The 19,694-nt window shown below is 61.4% G+C and carries 12 protein-coding genes and 1 pseudogene; 10 read left to right on the forward strand and 3 right to left on the reverse strand.

What is annotated here, in order from left to right:
- The 4 genes and pseudogenes from ACLQ7E_RS13495 to ACLQ7E_RS13510 all read left to right on the forward strand — a co-directional run.
- Window positions 1–215, forward strand: a pseudogene (locus ACLQ7E_RS13495) (50S ribosomal protein L1); the annotation flags it as partial.
- 1,154 nt (window positions 216–1,369) lie between these two features.
- Window positions 1,370–1,924 carry a 50S ribosomal protein L10 gene (gene rplJ / locus ACLQ7E_RS13500; RefSeq protein WP_411733092.1) on the forward strand — a complete coding sequence of 185 codons (555 nt, stop codon included), beginning with the start codon at window positions 1,370–1,372 and terminating at the stop codon, window positions 1,922–1,924.
- Window positions 1,925–1,992: 68 nt separating this feature from the next.
- Window positions 1,993–2,364 carry a 50S ribosomal protein L7/L12 gene (gene rplL, locus ACLQ7E_RS13505; protein ID WP_411733093.1) on the forward strand — a complete coding sequence of 124 codons (372 nt, stop codon included), beginning with the start codon at window positions 1,993–1,995 and terminating at the stop codon, window positions 2,362–2,364.
- A gap of 207 nt (window positions 2,365–2,571) precedes the next feature.
- A complete protein-coding gene (locus tag ACLQ7E_RS13510) occupies window positions 2,572–3,765 on the forward strand; it encodes an acyltransferase family protein (protein WP_411733094.1) in 1,194 nt (397 codons plus the stop codon).
- Here the strand turns inward: ACLQ7E_RS13510 and ACLQ7E_RS13515 are convergent.
- Both ACLQ7E_RS13515 and ACLQ7E_RS13520 read right to left on the reverse strand, forming a co-directional pair.
- The gene (locus ACLQ7E_RS13515) at window positions 3,728–4,198 is read right to left on the reverse strand and encodes an aminoacyl-tRNA deacylase (RefSeq protein ID WP_411733101.1); all 471 of its coding nucleotides are present in this window, start codon (window positions 4,196–4,198) and stop codon (window positions 3,728–3,730) included. The genes ACLQ7E_RS13510 and ACLQ7E_RS13515 overlap by 38 nt on opposite strands.
- A gap of 37 nt (window positions 4,199–4,235) precedes the next feature.
- Window positions 4,236–5,429 carry an acetyl-CoA C-acetyltransferase gene (locus ACLQ7E_RS13520; RefSeq protein WP_411733095.1) on the reverse strand — a complete coding sequence of 398 codons (1,194 nt, stop codon included), beginning with the start codon at window positions 5,427–5,429 and terminating at the stop codon, window positions 4,236–4,238.
- Window positions 5,430–5,736: 307 nt separating this feature from the next.
- Here ACLQ7E_RS13520 and rpoB point away from each other — a divergent pair, with 307 nt between their 5' ends.
- Together rpoB and ACLQ7E_RS13530 are read left to right on the forward strand one after the other, a co-directional pair.
- Window positions 5,737–9,243, forward strand: coding sequence for a DNA-directed RNA polymerase subunit beta (gene rpoB, locus ACLQ7E_RS13525; protein ID WP_411733096.1), 3,507 nt, complete (start codon window positions 5,737–5,739; stop codon window positions 9,241–9,243).
- Between the two features lie 187 nt (window positions 9,244–9,430).
- The gene (locus ACLQ7E_RS13530) at window positions 9,431–13,324 is read left to right on the forward strand and encodes a DNA-directed RNA polymerase subunit beta' (RefSeq protein ID WP_411733097.1); all 3,894 of its coding nucleotides are present in this window, start codon (window positions 9,431–9,433) and stop codon (window positions 13,322–13,324) included.
- Between the two features lie 436 nt (window positions 13,325–13,760).
- On the opposite strand, the gene ACLQ7E_RS13535 is transcribed toward ACLQ7E_RS13530, so the two are convergent.
- A complete protein-coding gene (locus ACLQ7E_RS13535; RefSeq protein ID WP_411733098.1) occupies window positions 13,761–15,539 on the reverse strand; it encodes an HNH endonuclease in 1,779 nt (592 codons plus the stop codon).
- A gap of 515 nt (window positions 15,540–16,054) precedes the next feature.
- Here ACLQ7E_RS13535 and rpsL point away from each other — a divergent pair.
- The 4 genes from rpsL to ACLQ7E_RS13555 form a co-directional block, all read left to right on the forward strand.
- Complete coding sequence (gene rpsL / locus ACLQ7E_RS13540) at window positions 16,055–16,429, forward strand: 30S ribosomal protein S12 (RefSeq protein WP_068731493.1); 375 nt, start codon at window positions 16,055–16,057, stop codon at window positions 16,427–16,429.
- Entirely contained in the window at window positions 16,429–16,899 is a 471-nt protein-coding gene (gene rpsG, locus ACLQ7E_RS13545; protein ID WP_217389416.1) for a 30S ribosomal protein S7, read from the forward strand. Before rpsL ends, rpsG begins: the two co-directional genes overlap by 1 nt.
- 81 nt (window positions 16,900–16,980) lie before the next feature.
- Window positions 16,981–19,095 (forward strand): elongation factor G, encoded by a 2,115-nt coding sequence (fusA, locus tag ACLQ7E_RS13550; RefSeq protein ID WP_411733099.1) that lies wholly within the window; start codon window positions 16,981–16,983, stop codon window positions 19,093–19,095.
- 234 nt (window positions 19,096–19,329) lie between these two features.
- The coding region (locus ACLQ7E_RS13555) for a GTP-binding protein (RefSeq protein WP_411733100.1) at window positions 19,330–19,694 on the forward strand (365 nt) is incomplete at its 3' end.

Here is a 19,694-nt window from a genome sequence, read left to right on the forward strand (position 1 = left end):
TCGACAAGCACTCGAACCTGCACTTCATCATCGGCAAGGTTTCCTTCGATGCTCAGAAGCTTGCAGAGAACTACGCAGCAGCACTGGACGAGGTTCTTCGTTTGAAGCCTTCCTCTTCCAAGGGCCGCTACATCACCAAGGCCACCGTGGCCACTTCCTTCGGCCCGGGCGTCCAGGTCGATCCGAACGTGACCCGCGTGTTCGCAGACGCCTAATAGCGCGTCCACGCTCCGGACCCGGTACCGCCCCCCACGGGGGATCGGTACCGGGTCCGGTCGTTTAACCGGCAATCCGGTAGCTTCAGGCTCGCCCCCGATCATTCCCGCCGGATTCATGGCTGGCGATCACCATGAATCGCAGCCGCACTGGATGCGGCGGTTGGCCGCGCGACGGATGTGCTGATCGCCGGCGCTCCACCGGGCATCGACCCGTTCTGCGCATGAGGCGAACCGGGGGGTGCAGTGCTCGCTGCCAAGGGACTTCCAGCTCGCTGCCAAGGGACTTCCAGCCAGGGCAGCTGACCGGCCACCGCGTGGCCGCCTGCTTCGTGAGCCGGGTGCGTGGTCTGGTGGTGTCCTTCTGCGTTTGGCATGTCCGCAGGAACCCGGTTCGTAGCTCTCCGGAAGCCTGGTAGACGTTTTGGCGGCGGGGGAGTAGGTCGCTATGGAATCAGGTTGCTGCGCCCGCCGTGTGCCGCCCGGGTGACGGTGCTGTTCGCCATGTCCCCACCGCGAAGGTACCTGGGGGGTGAAGGGCAATGGAGTGGTTTCGGTCACGCTGCCGGATGGTCGATCGGGCGCGACGGGATCTTTCGCCTACTCAGGCCGATTTCGCAGAAATTGTCAAACTTATGAGTTGTAGGATGCCACATTCCTGATATGGTTAAGTCGTCGCGATCTGATCGTGACCAGGTGATTATGTCACCACACGCTCCATGGCGGAGACCCCAAGCCCCGCCCGAGCGTGTTACGGCAGCAATGCGTTCCCCCAAGTTGCATTGCTGCATAGACAGGCCCCTCCCTTCCGCTATCCCCCAAGTTGCGGAACCTGAGGGGCCTGTCGTCTATCTACCGCAGGTACCCGTGCTGGCGCCGGGGAGTTGCGAAGAACACCAGCTTCGATTTGGAGCCGGAGGCAACACGCTGTTAGGCTTGGGAATACCGAAGACCGTCGGTCGAGGATTGCTGTTTTTTGCGGTAAGACTCCGAAAGTCCCACAAAGGACGACCTGCGCAGGTGAACGAAGTGAATTTCTCGCAATTATTTGCGTGCTTTCCGCCCCGTGCATCTGCATGGGGCGTTTTTTATGTCAGTACTCCTGGCCGGGCTGGATCGACTGGTTATCAGATCTATACCCCGGAAGGAGTGTTATGGCAACGCCGACTAAGGTTTCCGCAGTAGAGGAAATCACCGCCGACTTCAAGGAGTCGACCGCCGCTGTCCTGACCGAATACCGTGGGCTTACTGTTGCGCAGCTCAAGCAGCTTCGCCGTTCACTTGGTGCAGATACCAAGTACGCGGTAGTGAAGAACACCTTGACTGGTATCGCAGCAAAGGAAGCCGGCATCGAAGCATTCGAAGGCCAGCTTGCTGGCCCGACTGCAATCGCCTTTATTAAGGGCGACGCAGTTGCTGCCGCTAAGAGCCTCACGGATTTCGCTAAGGACAACAAGCAGCTCATCATCAAGACCGGTTACTTCGAGGGCAAGGCCCTTGACGCAGCCGAGGTTGCCGCACTGGCAGCTCTTGAATCGCGTGAGTTCCAGCTGGCACGTGTTGCCGGTGTGCTGCAGGCTCCGGCTTCCGCCGCTGTCCGCACCATCGAAGCACTGCGCGTCAAGCTCGAAGAAGCAAACGGTGGCGCTGCTGAAGCACCTGCCGAGGCCGAGGCACCTGCTGCCGAAGCCGCCACCGAAGAAGCCTAAGCTTTCTTCAACCCCTCACTCAAGTAACTTGCGGCACATATGTGCCGCCGACGGAAAGGCTGCCCACCATGGCTAAGCTGTCCACCGAAGAGCTCTTGGAAGCCTTCAAGGAAATGACCATCATCGAGCTCTCCGAGTTCGTAAAGACCTTCGAGGAGACCTTCGAGGTCTCCGCAGCTGCTGTTGCAGTTGCCGGCCCGGCCGCTGGTGCCGCTGAAGCCGAAGAGCAGACTGAATTCGACGTTATCCTCGAAGCAGCCGGCGACAAGAAGATCGCAGTGATCAAGGAAGTTCGCGCCCTGACTTCGTTGGGTCTGAAGGAAGCCAAGGAGGTCGTTGACTCGGCTCCCAAGGCTGTCCTGGAAGGCGCCACCAAGGAAGCTGCAGAGAAGGCAAAGGAAGCCCTCGAGGCAGCCGGCGCACGCGTTACTGTCAAGTAACTCTCCGCTTCTTGGCCGCTGGCCCGCAAAACCTTTTTGGTTTTGCGGGCCAGCGGTCTTTAACCACCCGCCTGCCCCTGGAAAAAGGCTCATGGCTTGCTGCGATGTCCAGTGATTACAACCACTTGCGACTGATTCGGTAATGTTCTTTGATATCGTAGATAACAGATAGGTAACGAACTGGTCGAAATGTAGGGGAGAGCAACGATGTCGAGCAATGGAACGGCGCTCGTCGACGTCCCGGTAACCACGACCCGCTCGCAGAGTGCTGAAACCACGGCATCGAGTGCGCCAAGGCCGCCGCGGCTGGCCCTGCTCGACGGCCTGCGATTCGCTGCTGCCGCCCTCGTGGTCCTTTTCCACTACACCGCATGGCACCACGGGTTCTGGGGCACCGCCGAGGCGAAGGACGCCTGGCCGGTCCTCTCTAAAGTCAGTGTTTACGGCAACATGGGCGTGCAGCTGTTCTTCATCATCAGCGGATTCGTCATCCTGCTGTCCGCCTACGGGAAGGGTGCCGGGCGGTTCGTCGGTTCGCGAGTCGGCCGGTTGTACCCCGCCTACTGGTTTGCGGTGTTGGCAACAGGATTCCTGGTCATCGTCATGTGGCCGCAGATGGGGTCCGGGCTTGGGGCCAAGGAACTGCTGGCGAACCTCACCATGTTCCACCCGCTGATGGAATTGCGGCACATCGACGGGGTCTACTGGACCCTGTGGGTCGAGATGCGCTTCTACGTGCTCATTCTGGTGCTGATGATCCTGCGTCTGCTCACAATCCGCGGCATGACCATCCTGGCCGTTGTCTGGCCCGTGCTGGGCTTGGCAGCAGGCCTCATGAACCGCGAGACCGCGGCCCAGAACCTCATGAGTGAATACGCGCCACTCTTTTGCGGCGGGATCATGCTGTTCATGATCTACCGCTTCGGGCACAGCGTCTTGCGCTGGTCCGTGCTGGCGCTGAACGTCGGAATTGCCGCCTACTTCACCGGGTTGAAGGGGCCGGCCGAAGCGCTGGAACTGGTTGGCTATGTGATCCCGGCCTGGCACTACTGGGTCATCGTGGTGGGGCTTTTTGCCGCGGTCGCCCTGCTTTCGCTCACTCGCCTAGGAAACGTGCAGTGGAAATTTCTGGGAATCCTTGGGGCACTGACCTACCCGGTCTACCTTCTGCACCAGATCTGGGGCTGGTGGATGATTGACCATTTCACGCCCGTACTGGGTCAATACGTGACCCTGCCACTGGTCATGGGAATCGTCTTCTCGGTAGCATTCCTGGTCAATCGCTTTATCGAACGGCCATTGGCCAAGCCGTTGGCGGCGGCCACCAGCAGGGGACTGGGCTACCTCGGCGGACGCCTTGCGCTCAAGAAGAAGATAGAGACACCGGTTCGCGGTCGCTGATGTCCGCCACGGTCGCACCCAGTGCCGCGATCAACGCCGTCGAATCCACGAATGCCGAATGCCCGTGGGCGCCGGCCCCGATGCAGATCCGCCCCTGCTCGATCCCCAAGTCCGCGTAAACAGGCCATGGCGTACTCGAACCCAGCGGGGTGATGGTTCCTCGCTCGTACCCCGTTGCCGCGAAGGCAACGTCCGAGTGCGGCATGGACAACTTGTTTACGCCAAGCAGGGAGCGCAGCTTCGGCCAGGAAATGACCCTGTCTCCGGGAATCAGGGCAAAGAAGAACGATCCGTCCTTGTGCTTGACCACTAGGGACTTGATGATCTCTCGCGGTTCGACGCCCAAAAGCGCCGCGGCCTCGGCCAGGCTGCCCGCCGGCGGCCGGGAAACGACCTCGACGTCCAGCCCGAGTCTGGCCGCGTCCTGCTGCATGCGCTCCACGCCTGCCGGCAATTGATCGGCCAAGGTCTTAGGCCTCGCGACTCAGCAGCAGGGCGTCACCCTGGCCGCCGCCGCCGCACAGGCTCACCGCGGTCTTGCCCGAACCACGCCGCTTGAGCTCCAAGGCAGCGGTCAGGGCCAGGCGTGCACCGGATGCACCGATCGGGTGGCCCAGCGCAATCGCGCCGCCGTGGATGTTGGTCTTCTCCAGCGGATACCCAAGATCCTTCAGCGACTGGCAAGCCACGGCGCCGAACGCCTCGTTGATTTCAATGAAGTCGAGGTCCGAGGTCTGCCACCCCTGGGTCTTCAGGGCTGCGGCAATCGAATTCGACGGCTGGGAATGCAGCGAATTATCCGGGCCGGCGACCTGGCCCGCCGCGCCGATGGTCGCCAGGATCTCAAGGTTGTGGGACTGGGCATACTCGCGCGAGGTGACGATGACGGCGGCCGCCCCGTCGGACAGGGGTGAGGAATTGCCCGCGGTGATGGTTCCGTCCTTGGCGAAGGCGGGGCGCAACCCCGCCAGGGTCTCGATCGTCGTGTTCGGGCGGACACCCTCGTCGGTGTCGATCAGCAAGGCATCGCCCTTGCGCTGCGGAATGCTGACCGGCACGATTTCCTCCGCAAAGACGCCGGAATCGATGGCTGCGGCGGCACGTACGTGCGAGGCCGCGGCCACCTCGTCCTGCTGCGTGCGGGTCAGTCCCAGGACCGTGTTCTTGGTTTCTGTGCTCATGCCCATGGAATTGCCGTCAAAGGCGTCGGTCAGCCCGTCGTTGGCAACCGAGTCGATGGCGGTGATGTTTCCGTAGGTCCAGCCCTGTCGCGAACCGGGCAGCAGGTGCGGGGTCTGCGACATGGATTCCTGGCCGCCGGCAACCACCACGTCGGCATCGCCCACGCGGATCAGCCTGGCGGCGTCGGTGATGGCGGCGAGCCCGGAGAGGCAGACCTTGTTCAGCGTGGTGGCATTGACGTCCCAGCCGATCCCGGCCGCGATGGCGCTCTGGCGCGCGGGGTTCTGCCCACAACCGGCCTGGACCACATGTCCCATGATCACTGCCTGCACATCCACGGCGGGGACCCCGGAGCGTTCCAGAGCGCCGCGGATGGCGGCGGCGCCCAGCTCGACGGCACTGAGGCTGGAGAGTTGACCGTTGAGCCGGCCGAAGGGGGTGCGGGCGCCGGCGACCAGCACCGCGTCTCGTGGTGAGGACATGATCGAACTCTCGCTTTCAGGGAAACCGTGGCTCAGTACTTACCTCTAGGCTAGCGCGCTGTGGTTTGTGCCACAGGATTTCCAGCCAACCGTGACGGATCTCTCAGCGCAATCCCGGGTTGGGTTGCCGGGTTGCACGCGGACCGCTGGACATGGTAGGCCGCATGGTGTAACGTAGAACTTTGCGTCTTCTCTTTTCATCTCCGGCCTTCATATAGCGGTGGGCCTGCTCAGCGGTGCTGTGATCAGTGAAACTCTTCACAGAGAGACGACGCCGGAAACCTGACGGTCTGTGGAAGGATCCATCTTGGTCGCCTCGAGCACCTCTAACAACCAAACCGCTAGTTCGGCCCGCAGTGCGGAATATGCTGGCCGACTTTCTTTTGCAAAGATTCACGAACCACTTGACGTCCCAAACCTCTTGGCGCTGCAGACCGAGAGCTTCGACTGGCTCATCGGCAACGAGCGCTGGAAGAACCGTCTGGCGTACGCCCAGACCATTGGTGACACCAGTGTAGCCAGCATCTCGGGTCTCGCCGAGATCTTCGAAGAGATCTCCCCGATTGAAGACTTCCAGGAGACCATGTCCCTGAGCTTCTCGGAGCCGGAATTCGCTGACCCGAAGTACACCATGGCCGAGTGCAAGGACCGCGACGCAACCTACGCGGCTCCGCTGTACGTCAAGGCCGAGTTCATGAACAACAACACGGGCGAAATCAAGCAGCAGACCGTGTTCATGGGCGACTTCCCGCTGATGACCGACAAGGGCACCTTCATCATCAACGGCACCGAGCGTGTCGTGGTGTCCCAGCTCGTTCGTTCCCCGGGCGCTTACTTCGAGCGCACCCCGGACAAGACCAGTGACAAGGACATCTTCACCGCGAAGATCATCCCGTCGCGTGGTGCTTGGTTCGAACTCGAAATCGACAAGCGCGACCAGGTCGGCGTTCGCCTTGACCGCAAGCGCAAGCAGTCGGTCACGGTTCTTCTCAAGGCCCTTGGCTGGACCGAAGGCCGCATCCTCGAGGAGTTCGGACAGTACGACTCGATCCGCGCCACCCTCGAGAAGGACACCACCGATACCCAGGAAGAAGCACTCCTGGATATCTACCGCAAGCTTCGCCCGGGCGAGCCGCCGACGGTCGATGCTGCACAGGCGTTGCTGAAGAACCTCTACTTTGAGGCGAAGCGCTACGACCTGGCCAAGGTTGGTCGTTACAAGATCAACCGCAAGCTCGGTGTTGACACCCCGCTGAACAGCCCCGACGCCTCGGTCCTGAACATCGACGACATCGTCGCGATGATCAAGTTCCTGGTGGCGCTGCACGCCGGCGAGAAGACCACCCCGGGCATCCGCGACGGCAAGCCCGTCGACCTGACCGTGAGCATCGATGACATCGACCACTTCGGCAACCGTCGCATCCGCGCCGTTGGCGAATTGATCGAGAACCAGGTCCGCACGGGCCTCTCCCGCATGGAGCGCGTCGTTCGCGAACGCATGACCACGCAGGACGTCGAGGCAATCACCCCGCAGACGCTGATCAACATCCGTCCGGTTGTTGCAGCGATCAAGGAGTTCTTCGGAACCTCCCAGCTCTCGCAGTTCATGGACCAGAACAACCCGCTGGCCGGTTTGACGCACAAGCGTCGTCTTTCCGCGCTGGGCCCGGGCGGTCTGTCCCGTGACCGTGCAGGCATGGAAGTTCGAGACGTTCACCCGTCCCACTACGGACGCATGTGCCCGATTGAAACCCCTGAAGGCCCGAACATTGGCCTGATCGGTTCGTTGGCGACCTACGGCCGCATCAACGCCTTCGGCTTCATCGAAACCCCGTACCGCCAGGTCGTTGCCGGCCGGGTCACCGGCCAGATCGATTACCTGACCGCCGACGACGAGCTCGAGTGCTTCATCGCACAGGCCAACGCGCCGCTGAGCGAAGACGGACACTTCATCGAAGATGGCGTCCTGGTCCGCGAAAAGGGTGGTGGCGGCGAGCCCGTCATCGCCGAACCGGGCGAGATCGAATACATGGACGTTTCCCCGCGCCAGATGGTGTCGGTGGCAACCGCCCTGATTCCGTTCCTCGAGCACGACGATGCCAACCGCGCACTGATGGGCGCCAACATGCAGCGCCAGGCTGTGCCGCTGCTGGCCTCCGAGTCCCCGCTCGTGGGCACCGGCATGGAGAAGTTCGCTGCAGTGGATGCCGGCGATTCCGTCGTTGCCTCCACCGGCGGCGTCGTCTCCGAGGTCTCGGCCGACCTGGTGACCGTCATGAACGACGACGGCACCGAGACGGCCTACCCGATCATGAAGTTTGCCCGCTCCAACCAGGGCAACGCCTACAACCAGCGCGTGATGGTGTCCGAGGGCGACCGGGTTGACTACAACTCGATCATCGCCGACGGCCCGTCCACCGACAAGGGCGAGCTCGCCCTGGGCAAGAACCTCCTCGTGGCGTTCATGTCCTGGGAAGGCCACAACTTCGAGGATGCAATCATCCTCTCCCAGCGCATGGTCTCCGACGATGTGCTGACCTCGATTCACATCGAGGAGCACGAAGTTGATGCCCGCGACACCAAGCTCGGTGCGGAGGAAATCACCCGCGACATCCCGAACGTCTCCGAAGAGATCCTGGCGCAGCTCGACGAGCGCGGCATCATCCACATCGGTGCAGAGGTTGAAGCAGGCGACATCCTCGTTGGCCGTGTCACGCCCAAGGGCGAGACCGAGCTGACCCCGGAAGAGCGCCTGCTGCGCGCCATCTTCGGTGAGAAGTCCCGCGAAGTGCGCGACACCTCCCTGAAGGTGCCGCACGGCGAGTCCGGTGTTGTCATCGGTGTTCGCATCTTCGATCGCGACAACGACGACGATCTGCCCCCGGGCGTCAACCAGCTGGTCCGCGTTTACGTGGCCCAGAAGCGCAAGATCACCAACGGTGACAAGCTCGCTGGCCGCCACGGCAACAAGGGCGTCATCTCCAAGATCCTGCCGATCGAGGACATGCCGTTCCTGGAAGACGGAACCGCCGTCGACATCGTCCTGAACCCGCTGGGTGTTCCGGGCCGAATGAACGTCGGACAGGTCCTGGAAATCCACCTGGCCTGGGCCGCGAAGCAGGGCTGGAAGATCGAGGGCGAGCCCGAGTGGGTCAAGAACCTGCCGGCCCTCCCGCGTGAAATGGGATCCACCAAGGTTTCCAGCCCCGTCTTCGACGGTGCGTCGGAGGACGAAATCCGCGGGCTGCTCGACCACACAGCCGTGACTCGTGACGGTGTCCGCCTGATCGGCAACTCCGGCAAGGCCCGTCTGTTCGACGGCCGCTCCGGCGAGCCGTTCCCGGATCCGGTGTCCGTTGGCTACATGTACATCTTGAAGCTCCACCACCTGGTGGACGACAAGATCCACGCCCGCTCCACCGGTCCGTACTCCATGATCACCCAGCAGCCGCTGGGCGGTAAGGCACAGTTCGGTGGCCAGCGCTTTGGTGAGATGGAAGTGTGGGCCCTGGAGGCCTACGGTGCCGCATACACCTTGCAGGAACTGCTCACGATCAAGTCCGATGACATCCACGGTCGCGTGAAGGTCTACGAGGCGATCGTCAAGGGCGAGAACATCCCGGAGCCTGGCGTTCCGGAATCGTTCAAGGTCCTGATCAAGGAAATGCAGTCGTTGTGCTTGAACGTCGAGGTCCTCGGAACCGACGGCAACATCATCGAAATGCGAGACTCGGACGAAGAAGTCTTCCGGGCTGCGGAAGAACTCGGCATCGACCTTTCCCGGTCGGAGCCGAACTCCGTCGAAGAAGTCTAGTTCCCACCCCGTGTTTACGGGTGGGGGAGCGCTGGGGGTCCCAAGGGCCCGCAGCGCTCCCCACGCCCGGAACACCGCACGGAACTGGGATTCTTCCAGACCCAACGGTGAGCGCGGATCCGCACCGGATCCGCGAACACCTCACCACATTAGACTTCAGAGAACTTAGAAGAGAGATAAGGACCATATGTCCAGCGAATCCTCATTCGGCCTCATGCGCATCGGCCTGGCAACTGCGGACGAGATCCGCGGGTGGAGCTACGGCGAGGTAAAGAAGCCCGAAACCATCAACTACCGCACCCTCAAGCCGGAAAAGGACGGTCTTTTCTGCGAAAAGATCTTCGGTCCCACCCGTGACTGGGAGTGCAACTGCGGCAAGTACAAGCGCGTGCGTTTCAAGGGCATCATTTGCGAACGCTGTGGTGTTGAAGTCACCCGCGCCAAGGTGCGCCGCGAGCGCATGGGCCACATCGAGCTCGCCGCTCCGGTGACCCACATCTGGTACTTCAAGGGCGTTCCCTCGCGCTTGGGCTACCTGCTTGACCTGGCCCCGAAGGATCTTGAGAAGATCATTTACTTCGCGGCCTACATGGTCACCGCCGTTGATGAAGAGCGCCGCCACGCCGAGCTGCCGAACCTCCAGGCCCAGCATGACCTGGAACGCAAGCAGCTGGTTGACACCCGCGACTCCGACATCGCCGCCATCGCCCGTGAACTCGAGGACCAGCTTGCTGCCCTCGAAGCCGCAGGTGCCAAGGCAGCGGAAAAGAAGAAGACCCGCGACCTGGCCGACAAGACGATGGCTCAGGTGCGTAAGCGCGCCGACGCCGACATCGAGCGTCTTGACCAGGTCTGGGACCGCTTCAAGAACCTCAAGGTCGCCGACCTCGAGGGAGACGAAGGCCTGTTCCGTTCGCTGCGCGAACGCTACGGACTGTACTTCGAGGGCTCCATGGGCGCCGAAGCCATCAAGAAGCGCCTCGAGGGCTTCGACATGGAAGCGGAAGCCGAGATCCTTCGCGAGATCATCGAGAACGGCAAGGGCCAGCGCAAGACGCGTGCCCTGAAGCGCCTCAAGGTCGTCAACGCGTTCCTGACCACCACCAACTCCCCGTTGGGCATGGTCCTGGACGCCGTTCCGGTGATCCCGCCGGAACTGCGCCCGATGGTTCAGCTGGACGGTGGCCGCTTCGCGACCTCCGACCTCAACGACCTGTACCGCCGCGTCATCAACCGCAACAACCGCCTCAAGCGCTTGTTGGACCTGGGCGCGCCGGAAATCATCGTGAACAACGAAAAGCGCATGCTGCAGGAAGCTGTGGACTCGCTCTTCGACAACGGCCGTCGTGGCCGTCCGGTGACCGGTCCGGGTAACCGTCCGTTGAAGTCCCTGAGCGACATGCTCAAGGGCAAGCAGGGACGATTCCGCCAGAACCTCCTCGGCAAGCGCGTTGACTACTCGGGCCGTTCGGTCATCGTGGTTGGCCCGCAGCTGAAGCTGCACCAGTGTGGTCTGCCTAAGCAGATGGCCCTGGAGCTCTTCAAGCCGTTCGTGATGAAGCGCTTGGTTGACCTCAACCACGCACAGAACATCAAGAGCGCCAAGCGCATGGTCGAGCGTTACCGCCCGCAGGTTTGGGATGTTCTCGAAGAGATCATCACCGAGCACCCGGTGTTGCTGAACCGTGCACCCACCCTGCACCGTTTGGGTATCCAGGCGTTCGAACCTCAGCTGGTTGAAGGTAAGGCCCTTCAGCTGCACCCGCTGGTTTGTGCCGCCTTCAACGCCGACTTCGACGGTGACCAGATGGCAGTTCACCTGCCGCTGAGCCCCGAAGCCCAGGCCGAAGCCCGGATCTTGATGCTCTCGAGCAACAACATCCTGAAGCCTTCGGATGGTCGCCCGGTCGCCCTGCCTTCGCAGGATATGATCATCGGTCTGCACCACTTGACCACCAAGCGCCTGGACGAGAAGGGCGCCGGTCGTGCGTTCTCCTCGGCCGCCGAGGCGATCATGGCCATGGACCGCGGCGAACTGCACCTGAACTCGCCGGTAAGGATCCGCGTCACGGGCTTCGTCCCGTCCGCGGAACAGCCGGCTCCGGAAGGCTGGGTTGAGGGCACCGAGGCGCTCATCAACACGTCGCTGGGACAGGTTCTGTTCAACGAAACGCTGCCCGTGGATTACCCGTGGGTCGAGCGCGTTGCAGGCAAGGATGCTCTCTCCGAGATCGTCAACGACCTGGCCGAGCGCTACCCGAAGGTGGTTACGGCGGCAACGCTGGACAACCTCAAGGATGCAGGCTTCAAGTGGGCCACCCGCTCGGGTGTCACCGTTGCCATTTCCGACATCACCTCGAACATGGACAAGGCCGCAATCCTTGCCCCGTACGAGATCAAGGCAACTCGCGTCCAGTCGCAGTACGACAAGGGCCTGATTGCGGACTCCGAGCGCCGCCAGGACCTGATCGACATCTGGACCAAGGCGACCGACGAGGTTGCCGAGGCAATGCGCGCCGGCATGGAAGAGTTGAACACCATTAACCGAATGGTGACCTCAAAGGCTCGTGGTAACTGGCTGCAGCTGCGCCAGATTGCCGGTATCCGTGGCCTGGTGTCCAACCCTAAGGGCGAGATCATCCCGCGTCCGATCAAGTCTTCGTACCGCGAAGGCCTGTCGGTTCTCGAGTACTTCATCGCGACCCACGGTGCCCGTAAGGGCCTGGCCGATACCGCGCTGAAGACCGCCAACTCGGGTTACCTGACCCGTCGTCTGGTGGATGTCTCGCAGGATGTCATCGTGCGCGAACTCGACTGTGGCACCAGCCGCGGCCTGAACGTGCCGATTGCATACACCGATGAGATCGGCACCGTGCGCATGCACGAAACTGTCGAGAACTCGGCGTACACCCGTACGTTGGCCACCGATGTGACCGACGCAGAGGGCAAGGTGCTTGCCCAGGGCGGCGCGGACGTGGGCGACGTGCTCATCGACGAGCTGTTCGCGGCCGGCGTCACCGAGATCAAGGTCCGCTCCGTGCTGACCTGTGAATCGGCCGTCGGAACCTGTGCACTGTGCTACGGACGTTCGCTTGCCAGCGGCAAGACCGTGGACATCGGTGAGGCCGTGGGCATTATTGCCGCACAGTCCATTGGTGAGCCCGGTACCCAGCTGACCATGCGTACCTTCCACACCGGTGGTGCTGCTTCCGCGGAAGATATCACCCAGGGTCTGCCGCGTATCCAGGAGCTCTTCGAGGCACGTACCCCCAAGGGTGTTGCCCCGATCTCCGAGGTTGCCGGCCGCGTCACGATCGAGGACAGCGAGAAGCAGCTTCGCGTTGTCATCACCCCGGACAACGGCGACGAAGAAATCGCCTACCCGGTGCTGCGTCGTGCACGTCTGTTGGTTGTCGAGGGCGAGTCCGTCACCGTTGGCCAGCAGCTGGTTGCAGGTGCGATTGACCCGAAGCAGGTTCTGCGAGTTCTTGGCCCGCGTGAGGCACAGAAGTTCCTCGTCCGCGAAGTCCAGGAGGTCTACCAGTCCCAGGGCGTGGGCATCCACGATAAGCACGTGGAAGTCATCGTTCGCCAGATGCTTCGCCGCATCACCGTCATCGAGTCGGGCGACACCGACTTGCTGCCGGGTGAGCTCGCGGACAAGGCGCGCTTCCAGTCGCAGAACCGCAAGGCCGTCTCCGAGGGCAAGCGTCCGGCATCGGGTCGCGACGAGCTGATGGGTATCACCAAGGCTTCCTTGGCGACCGACTCGTGGCTCTCCGCTGCTTCCTTCCAGGAGACCACGCGTGTCCTGACCCAGGCCGCAATGGAAGGCAAGTCCGATCCATTGCTCGGCCTGAAGGAAAACGTCATCATCGGTAAGCTGATCCCGGCCGGTACCGGTCTGGATCGCTACACCAAGGTGAACGTGGAACCGACCGAGGCAGCGAAGGCTTCGCTGTTCACCGGACAGTCCGCTTTCTCCACCGGCATGGACTACGAAGGTCTGGAGCCGGGCCTCAGCCCGGAATTCCACGCCATCGCCATGGATGACTACGATCTCGGCAACGATTTCCGCTAAGACGTAGTTCTTCTCCCCGGCCGCGCCGGGGAGAAGAACACGTAACAAGGCCGGCCCGTGCCGCGCTTCCCTTTCCTCGCAAGAGGTTCGGGGGAGTGCGGTGCGGGCCGGCCTTTTTGTGCCCGGATTGCAGTCGTGACGGGTCAGTCGGCCGTCATGGAAATCCGGGCGTCGACCAGCAAGAGAATCCTTGACATGGGTAGACGACGCCCCGGTCCCGGCATCCGGGTGAAATTACACCCGGAAACGTGATCGTTGCCGGTGGGTATCGCTTCGTGCTATTGGCGCTCGGCAGGGATCCGGACCCCTGGATCGGCCTGGAATTGCGGCAATAAGCAGCCACATGTCTCATAGTCGGTAAAGCACATGTTTTGACTACTAGGGGACAAGTTTCCTAGGGGATTCAGGAAACGGCGATACCCTTGCAGCCGCTGTGCTACTGGACGGGGGCGCTTTGTGGATGGAAAATCCAGTTGCGTCTGAGTCGTTGCTCCGGATCCAAGGCCTTGCTTTGCAAGACATAGGGGATCGAATTCACCACCATGATCTTGAAGTGTCCGGCGTGGAAGGACGCGTGGCATATCGGACATAGAAGCGCCCCGTTGGACAGATTCGTTTTCCCGCCGCGGTACCACGGTTCGATGTGGTTCGCCTCGCAGCGGTGTGCGGCCATGGTGCAGCCGGGATTGATGCATCCCCGGTCCCTCAGTGCCATGGCACGCCGTTGTGCGCGGCTGAAGAAGCGCTGTGTCCTGCCCAGGTCCAGCGGCTGTGATTCCGTGCCCAGCACCGCGGGAATCACGTTGCTGACGCAGGCGAGCCTGCGAGCGTAACCGGCAGAGACCAGATGGCCGTGGGTGGTGATTCCCGGGTCATTGAGTTTTCCGACCAGCGAATCCCATGAAATGGTCACGATCATTTCGATGTTGGGTCTTGCTGGGAGGCCCGGTTCCGCATCCCGATCCCTGCTGATGGCGAATCTCATGGTGTCGAAGAAGGCCTGAAGCAGGTTCCTGGCCTTCAGCCGTTCCCGAGCCTCCGCCAGCGACTCTCCGGGCGGGACTTGGATCCCTGGCCCCTGGGTGCCGGTCGCGGCCGGTTGGCCGAGATCGGTGAACCCTGCCCGGGGCCGTTGGTCAAGGGGGATAGCGGGATCGATGGCCCAGGAAGGGATGGTATCCGCATCGGGGGAGGACGAAGAGGCGGAGAAGCCGGGAAGTGCTGGTTGTTCTCCACTGTCTTGTGCCGCCGATGGCACGGTATTGTCCGCGGATGCTGTGCCCCCGCCGAATGCTGAATGCGGGTTGGCCAGCTGGTCGGCCAGAGTCGTGAGCAACTCGTGCCCTTCCACGCCGGTGCAGATCTCCCAGATGAATCCACGTGCAGTCTTGCTTTGGAAGCGCATGCCGAAATGGTCTTCCATCTGGGCCTCGCTGCGTTCGAGGGCTGTGGCATCAAGTTGGGCGGAGAGGTGTTTGAGTAGCTGATCGGTGCCGGATTGGTTTCGGGCCACGAGCGACTCGGCAACCTCCCTCTCGATGCGCGCGGACGTCTGCTCCGGATTCCCTTGGGCGTCGATGCCGGGTTGGAGGGTCAGCAGCCGCCTGGCGGTGCCCTCGACCCGGAGGGGATCGGCCGTGCCGTCGGTGAATACCTTTCCCAGCAGCTCAAAGCGGGGAGCGATGGTGGCGCCGTTGAACCCTGCGTGGGGAAGCAACAAGTCGCGGCTGACGAGCCGGTGTTTGGCCTGGCTGAAGGAGAGGCTCAGCCGGTCCTTCAGGATGCCGGTTGCATCCCTGAACAGCATTTTGGTGCCGGGGCGGTGGCGTTCGTCGGCGGGCAGGGCTATTGCCCCGCTGACAAAGTCTTCCAATCGGCCGTGCAGTTCATGAAGTTCCTCCAACGGCTCCTCGCACAAGGTATGGGCATCGGTCTCCTCAACCTTTCCTGCGGCCACGATTTGGGCTCGACCCGTGGTTCGGGCAAGGTCTTCGGTCAGGAGGGCCAGGAGCACAGCCCGCACCGCCGAGCTCCCGACCTCGACCGCGATGTCGTCAATCAGTAGCTTCACGACGGGATTAAGCAAGGCGAGCAGGCGCAGCTTGTCGTCCACGGGGGTTGCGGACGCTGCGTCGTCCGGATCTTCCGTGGACGGGGCCAGGGCCGGCAGCAGTGCCGCCAGTCCGGCAGTGGTGAGCGCCGCCAGTGAATCCATGTCTCCACCATGGACCTGCGCAAGGCCCGGCGCGGCCGGGTGCGGCGAATTTGTGGATAACGTCGGCTGAAGGCGCGGTTTCATCCTTGTGGCAGATGGGTGAAGAATTCCGGCAACATCCGGATCCGTAGGCGATGAATTAAGTGACGTGCGCTGCATTCGTGCCATGCACGCCGGCGGCTTGCGGGGGAAATTAGGCGAATTTCCGGCGAACAACGGCGAATCCCGCGGTGGACTCCGCCCGAACGGATGAACGTGCCCCAATTGCAGGGGTGTGCGGGGAAGCCCCGCGTCATGCCACCCCGAATGTGCGTGCTAAGCTAGAGGTAATTGTTTTTCATGTGTGGCAAATGGACACGGTCCGGGTTGCGGGTAGGTTGCGCAACAGATGCCACACTTTCGCACGCCTAGGGTCAAATCCGAAGTCGCTGTGATGAAACGACTATAAACGCAGCGTCTCCAAACAGTTTGATCGTGGGTGGCGCCGCAGAACAAAGAAACCGGAGGACACGAAAGTGCCTACTATTCAGCAGCTGGTCCGCAAGGGCCGCTCGCCGAAGGTCAAAAAGACCAAGGCCCCAGCCCTCAAGGGCAACCCGATGCGTCGTGGCGTTTGCACCCGTGTGTACACCACGACCCCGAAGAAGCCTAACTCCGCACTTCGTAAGGTCGCACGCGTGCGCCTTGCAGGTGGCGTTGAAGTGACCGCTTACATCCCTGGTGTTGGTCACAACCTTCAGGAACACTCCATCGTGCTCGTTCGCGGTGGTCGTGTGAAGGACCTTCCGGGTGTGCGCTACAAGATCGTACGTGGTGCCCTCGATACCCAGGGTGTGAAGAACCGTAAGCAAGCTCGTTCTCGCTACGGTGCCAAGAAGGAAGGTAAGTAATGCCTCGTAAGGGCCCGGCGCCAGCGCGCCCCCTCGTCTCGGATCCGGTTTACGGTTCCCCCCTTGTTACCCAGCTGATCAATAAGGTTTTGGTCGACGGTAAGAAGTCCACCGCAGAGCGTATCGTTTACGGTGCACTCGAAGGTGCCTTGGCCAAGAACGGTACCGACCCGGTTGTGACACTGAAGAAGGCCATGGATAACATCCGCCCGGCCCTCGAAGTTCGCTCCCGCCGTGTTGGTGGCGCAACCTACCAGGTTCCCGTTGAGGTTAAGCCCGGACGCTCCACCGCGCTGGCTCTCCGCTGGCTCGTTGGCTACTCCAAGGCTCGCCGCGAGAAGACGATGATCGAACGTCTCATGAACGAGATCCTCGACGCCTCGAATGGTCTTGGTGCCGCTGTTAAGCGTCGCGAAGACACTCACAAGATGGCAGAGTCCAACAAGGCCTTCGCCCACTACCGCTGGTAAAAAGCGTTTAGTCCGGTTGGCGGGATTGATCTATGATCAGTTCCGCCAACGTTTCGGACTTAACCTACAAAGGGAGACATCGTGGCACAGGACGTGCTTACCGACCTAAACAAGGTCCGCAATATCGGTATCATGGCTCACATTGATGCCGGTAAGACCACTACTACGGAACGCATCCTGTTCTACACGGGTGTGAACCACAAGCTCGGCGAAACGCACGATGGTGCCTCGACGACTGACTGGATGGAGCAGGAAAAGGAACGCGGCATCACGATCACGTCTGCCGCCGTGACCTGCTTCTGGAACAAAAACCAGATCAACATCATTGACACCCCGGGCCACGTTGACTTCACTGTTGAGGTTGAGCGCTCGCTGCGCGTCCTCGATGGCGCCGTTGCCGTGTTCGATGGCAAGGAAGGCGTGGAGCCGCAGTCCGAGACTGTTTGGCGCCAGGCCGACAAGTACAACGTGCCGCGTATCTGCTTCGTCAACAAGATGGACAAGCTGGGTGCTGACTTCTACTTCACCGTAGATACCATCATCAAGCGTCTTGGTGCCAAGCCGCTGGTCATGCAGCTGCCGATCGGCTCCGAGTCCGAGTTCACCGGCGTTGTCGACCTGCTCACCATGAAGGCATTCGTCTGGGAAGGCGACTCCAAGGGTGACGTCACCATGGGTGCCGCCTACGAAATCCAGGAGATCCCCGCTGATCTCCAGGAAAAGGCCGAGGAATACCGCGCCAAGCTGGTTGAGGATGTCGCTGAGGCTTCCGACGAGCTCATGGAGAAGTTCCTCGAAGGTGAAGAGATCAGCATTGCTGAACTCAAGGCCGGCATCCGCAAGATGGTTGTCAACTCCGAGATCTACCCGGTCTTCTGTGGTTCTGCCTTCAAGAACCGTGGCGTTCAGCCGATGCTCGATGCTGTTATCGACTTCCTGCCGAATCCCATGGATGTTGGCGCGACGATCGGTCACGATCCGAAGAACGAAGAGATCGAGATCCGGCGCGAGCCGAACGAAACCGAGCCTTTCTCGGCACTTGCCTTCAAGATTGCAACCCACCCGTTCTTCGGCCAGTTGAACTTCATCCGCGTGTACTCCGGCAAGGCAACTCCGGGTACCCAGCTGCTGAACTCGACCAAGCAGAAGAAAGAACGTATTGGCAAGCTCTTCCAGATGCACGCCAACAAGGAAATGCCGGTAGACGAGGTCCACGCGGGCCACATCTACGCAGTGATTGGCCTCAAGGACACCACCACCGGTGATACCTTGTGCGATCCGGCAAACCCGATCGTTCTTGAGTCGATGTCCTTCCCCGATCCCGTGATCTTCGTTGCCATTGAGCCGAAGACCAAGGGTGACCAGGAGAAGCTCTCGACTGCCATCCAGAAGCTTTCGGCCGAGGACCCGACGTTCACCGTCTCCCTCAACGAAGACACCGGCCAGACCGAAATCGGCGGCATGGGCGAGCTCCACCTGGACATCCTGGTGGACCGCATGCGCCGCGAATTCCGCGTCGAGGCAAACGTCGGCAAGCCGCAGGTTGCTTACCGCGAAACCATCAAGAAGGCTGTGGAGAAGGTTGACTTCACCCACAAGAAGCAGACCGGTGGTTCCGGCCAGTTCGCAAAGGTCCAGGTCTCGTTCGAGCCTCTGGAAGTTGTTGAAGGTGTCATCTACGAGTTCAAGAACGGCGTAACCGGCGGTCGTATTCCTCGCGAATACATCCCTTCGGTCGACGCAGGTATCCAGGACGCCATGCAGTTCGGCATCCTGGCCGGCTACCCGATGGTGGGCGTTAAGGCGACCCTCCTTGACGGTGCCTACCACGACGTTGACTCCTCGGAAATGGCATTCAAGATCGCCGGCTCCCAGGTGTTCAAGGAAGGCGCACGCCGCGCCCAGCCGATCATCCTCGAGCCGGTCATGGATGTCGAAGTCCGTACTCCTGAGGAGTACATGGGCGACGTCATCGGTGACTTGAACTCCCGCCGTGGCTCCATCGGTTCGATGGAAGACGCCGCTGGCGTCAAGGTCATTCGCGCGACGGTTCCGCTGTCTGAAATGTTCGGTTACATTGGTGACCTGCGTTCCAAGACCCAGGGCCGTGCCGTGTACTCGATGACCTTCTCCAGCTACGCCGAGGTCCCGAAGGCAGTAGCCGACGAGATCATCCAGAAGAACCGCGGCGAGTAATCGTCTAGGACCAAAATTGGCCGTGAGCCCGAATCTCGGGTGAGTGGCCGCACGATGGGGCCGGTGCAGAGAAATCCAATCCGGCCCCGTCAGGCCAACTAACGGATCCATTGCCGGATCCCGCAGCTAACCACAATTTAAACAATTTACTAAGCCCCCAGTAGACTTGCATAAGTTCGCCCGCGATCCGAGTGGGCGAGGTACGTCTTCTGTAATCGTTTCTAGGAGGAACCTGTGGCAAAGGCAAAGTTCGAGCGGACCAAGCCGCACGTCAACATCGGCACCATTGGTCACGTTGACCACGGTAAGACCACGTTGACGGCCGCCATTTCGAAGGTGCTTGCTGACAAGTACCCGGATTTGAACGAGCAGCGCGACTTCTCGCAGATTGACTCTGCACCGGAAGAGCGCCAGCGCGGCATTACCATCAACATCTCTCACGTCGAGTACCAGACCGAGAAGCGCCACTACGCGCACGTTGACGCCCCGGGTCACGCTGACTACATCAAGAACATGATCACCGGTGCTGCACAGATGGACGGTGCAATCCTCGTGGTTGCCGCCACTGACGGCCCGATGGCTCAGACCCGCGAGCACGT

The organism is Paeniglutamicibacter sp. (assembly GCF_046714615.1).
In the GTDB taxonomy this organism is placed as follows: Bacteria; Actinomycetota; Actinomycetes; order Actinomycetales; family Micrococcaceae; genus Paeniglutamicibacter.

Bases quoted from the DNA above. Each gene is read 5' to 3' on its own strand.
- rplJ (WP_411733092.1), top strand. From the start codon at position 1,370: ATGGCAACGCCGACTAAGGTTTCCGCAGTAGAGGAAATCACCGCCGAC.
- rplL (WP_411733093.1), top strand. From the start codon at position 1,993: ATGGCTAAGCTGTCCACCGAAGAGCTCTTGGAAGCCTTCAAGGAAATG.
- ACLQ7E_RS13510 (WP_411733094.1), top strand. From the start codon at position 2,572: ATGTCGAGCAATGGAACGGCGCTCGTCGACGTCCCGGTAACCACGACC.
- ACLQ7E_RS13515 (WP_411733101.1), bottom strand. From the start codon at position 4,198: ATGCAGCAGGACGCGGCCAGACTCGGGCTGGACGTCGAGGTCGTTTCC.
- ACLQ7E_RS13520 (WP_411733095.1), bottom strand. From the start codon at position 5,429: ATGTCCTCACCACGAGACGCGGTGCTGGTCGCCGGCGCCCGCACCCCC.
- ACLQ7E_RS13530 (WP_411733097.1), top strand. From the start codon at position 9,431: ATGTCCAGCGAATCCTCATTCGGCCTCATGCGCATCGGCCTGGCAACT.
- ACLQ7E_RS13535 (WP_411733098.1), bottom strand. From the start codon at position 15,539: ATGGATTCACTGGCGGCGCTCACCACTGCCGGACTGGCGGCACTGCTG.
- rpsG (WP_217389416.1), top strand. From the start codon at position 16,429: ATGCCTCGTAAGGGCCCGGCGCCAGCGCGCCCCCTCGTCTCGGATCCG.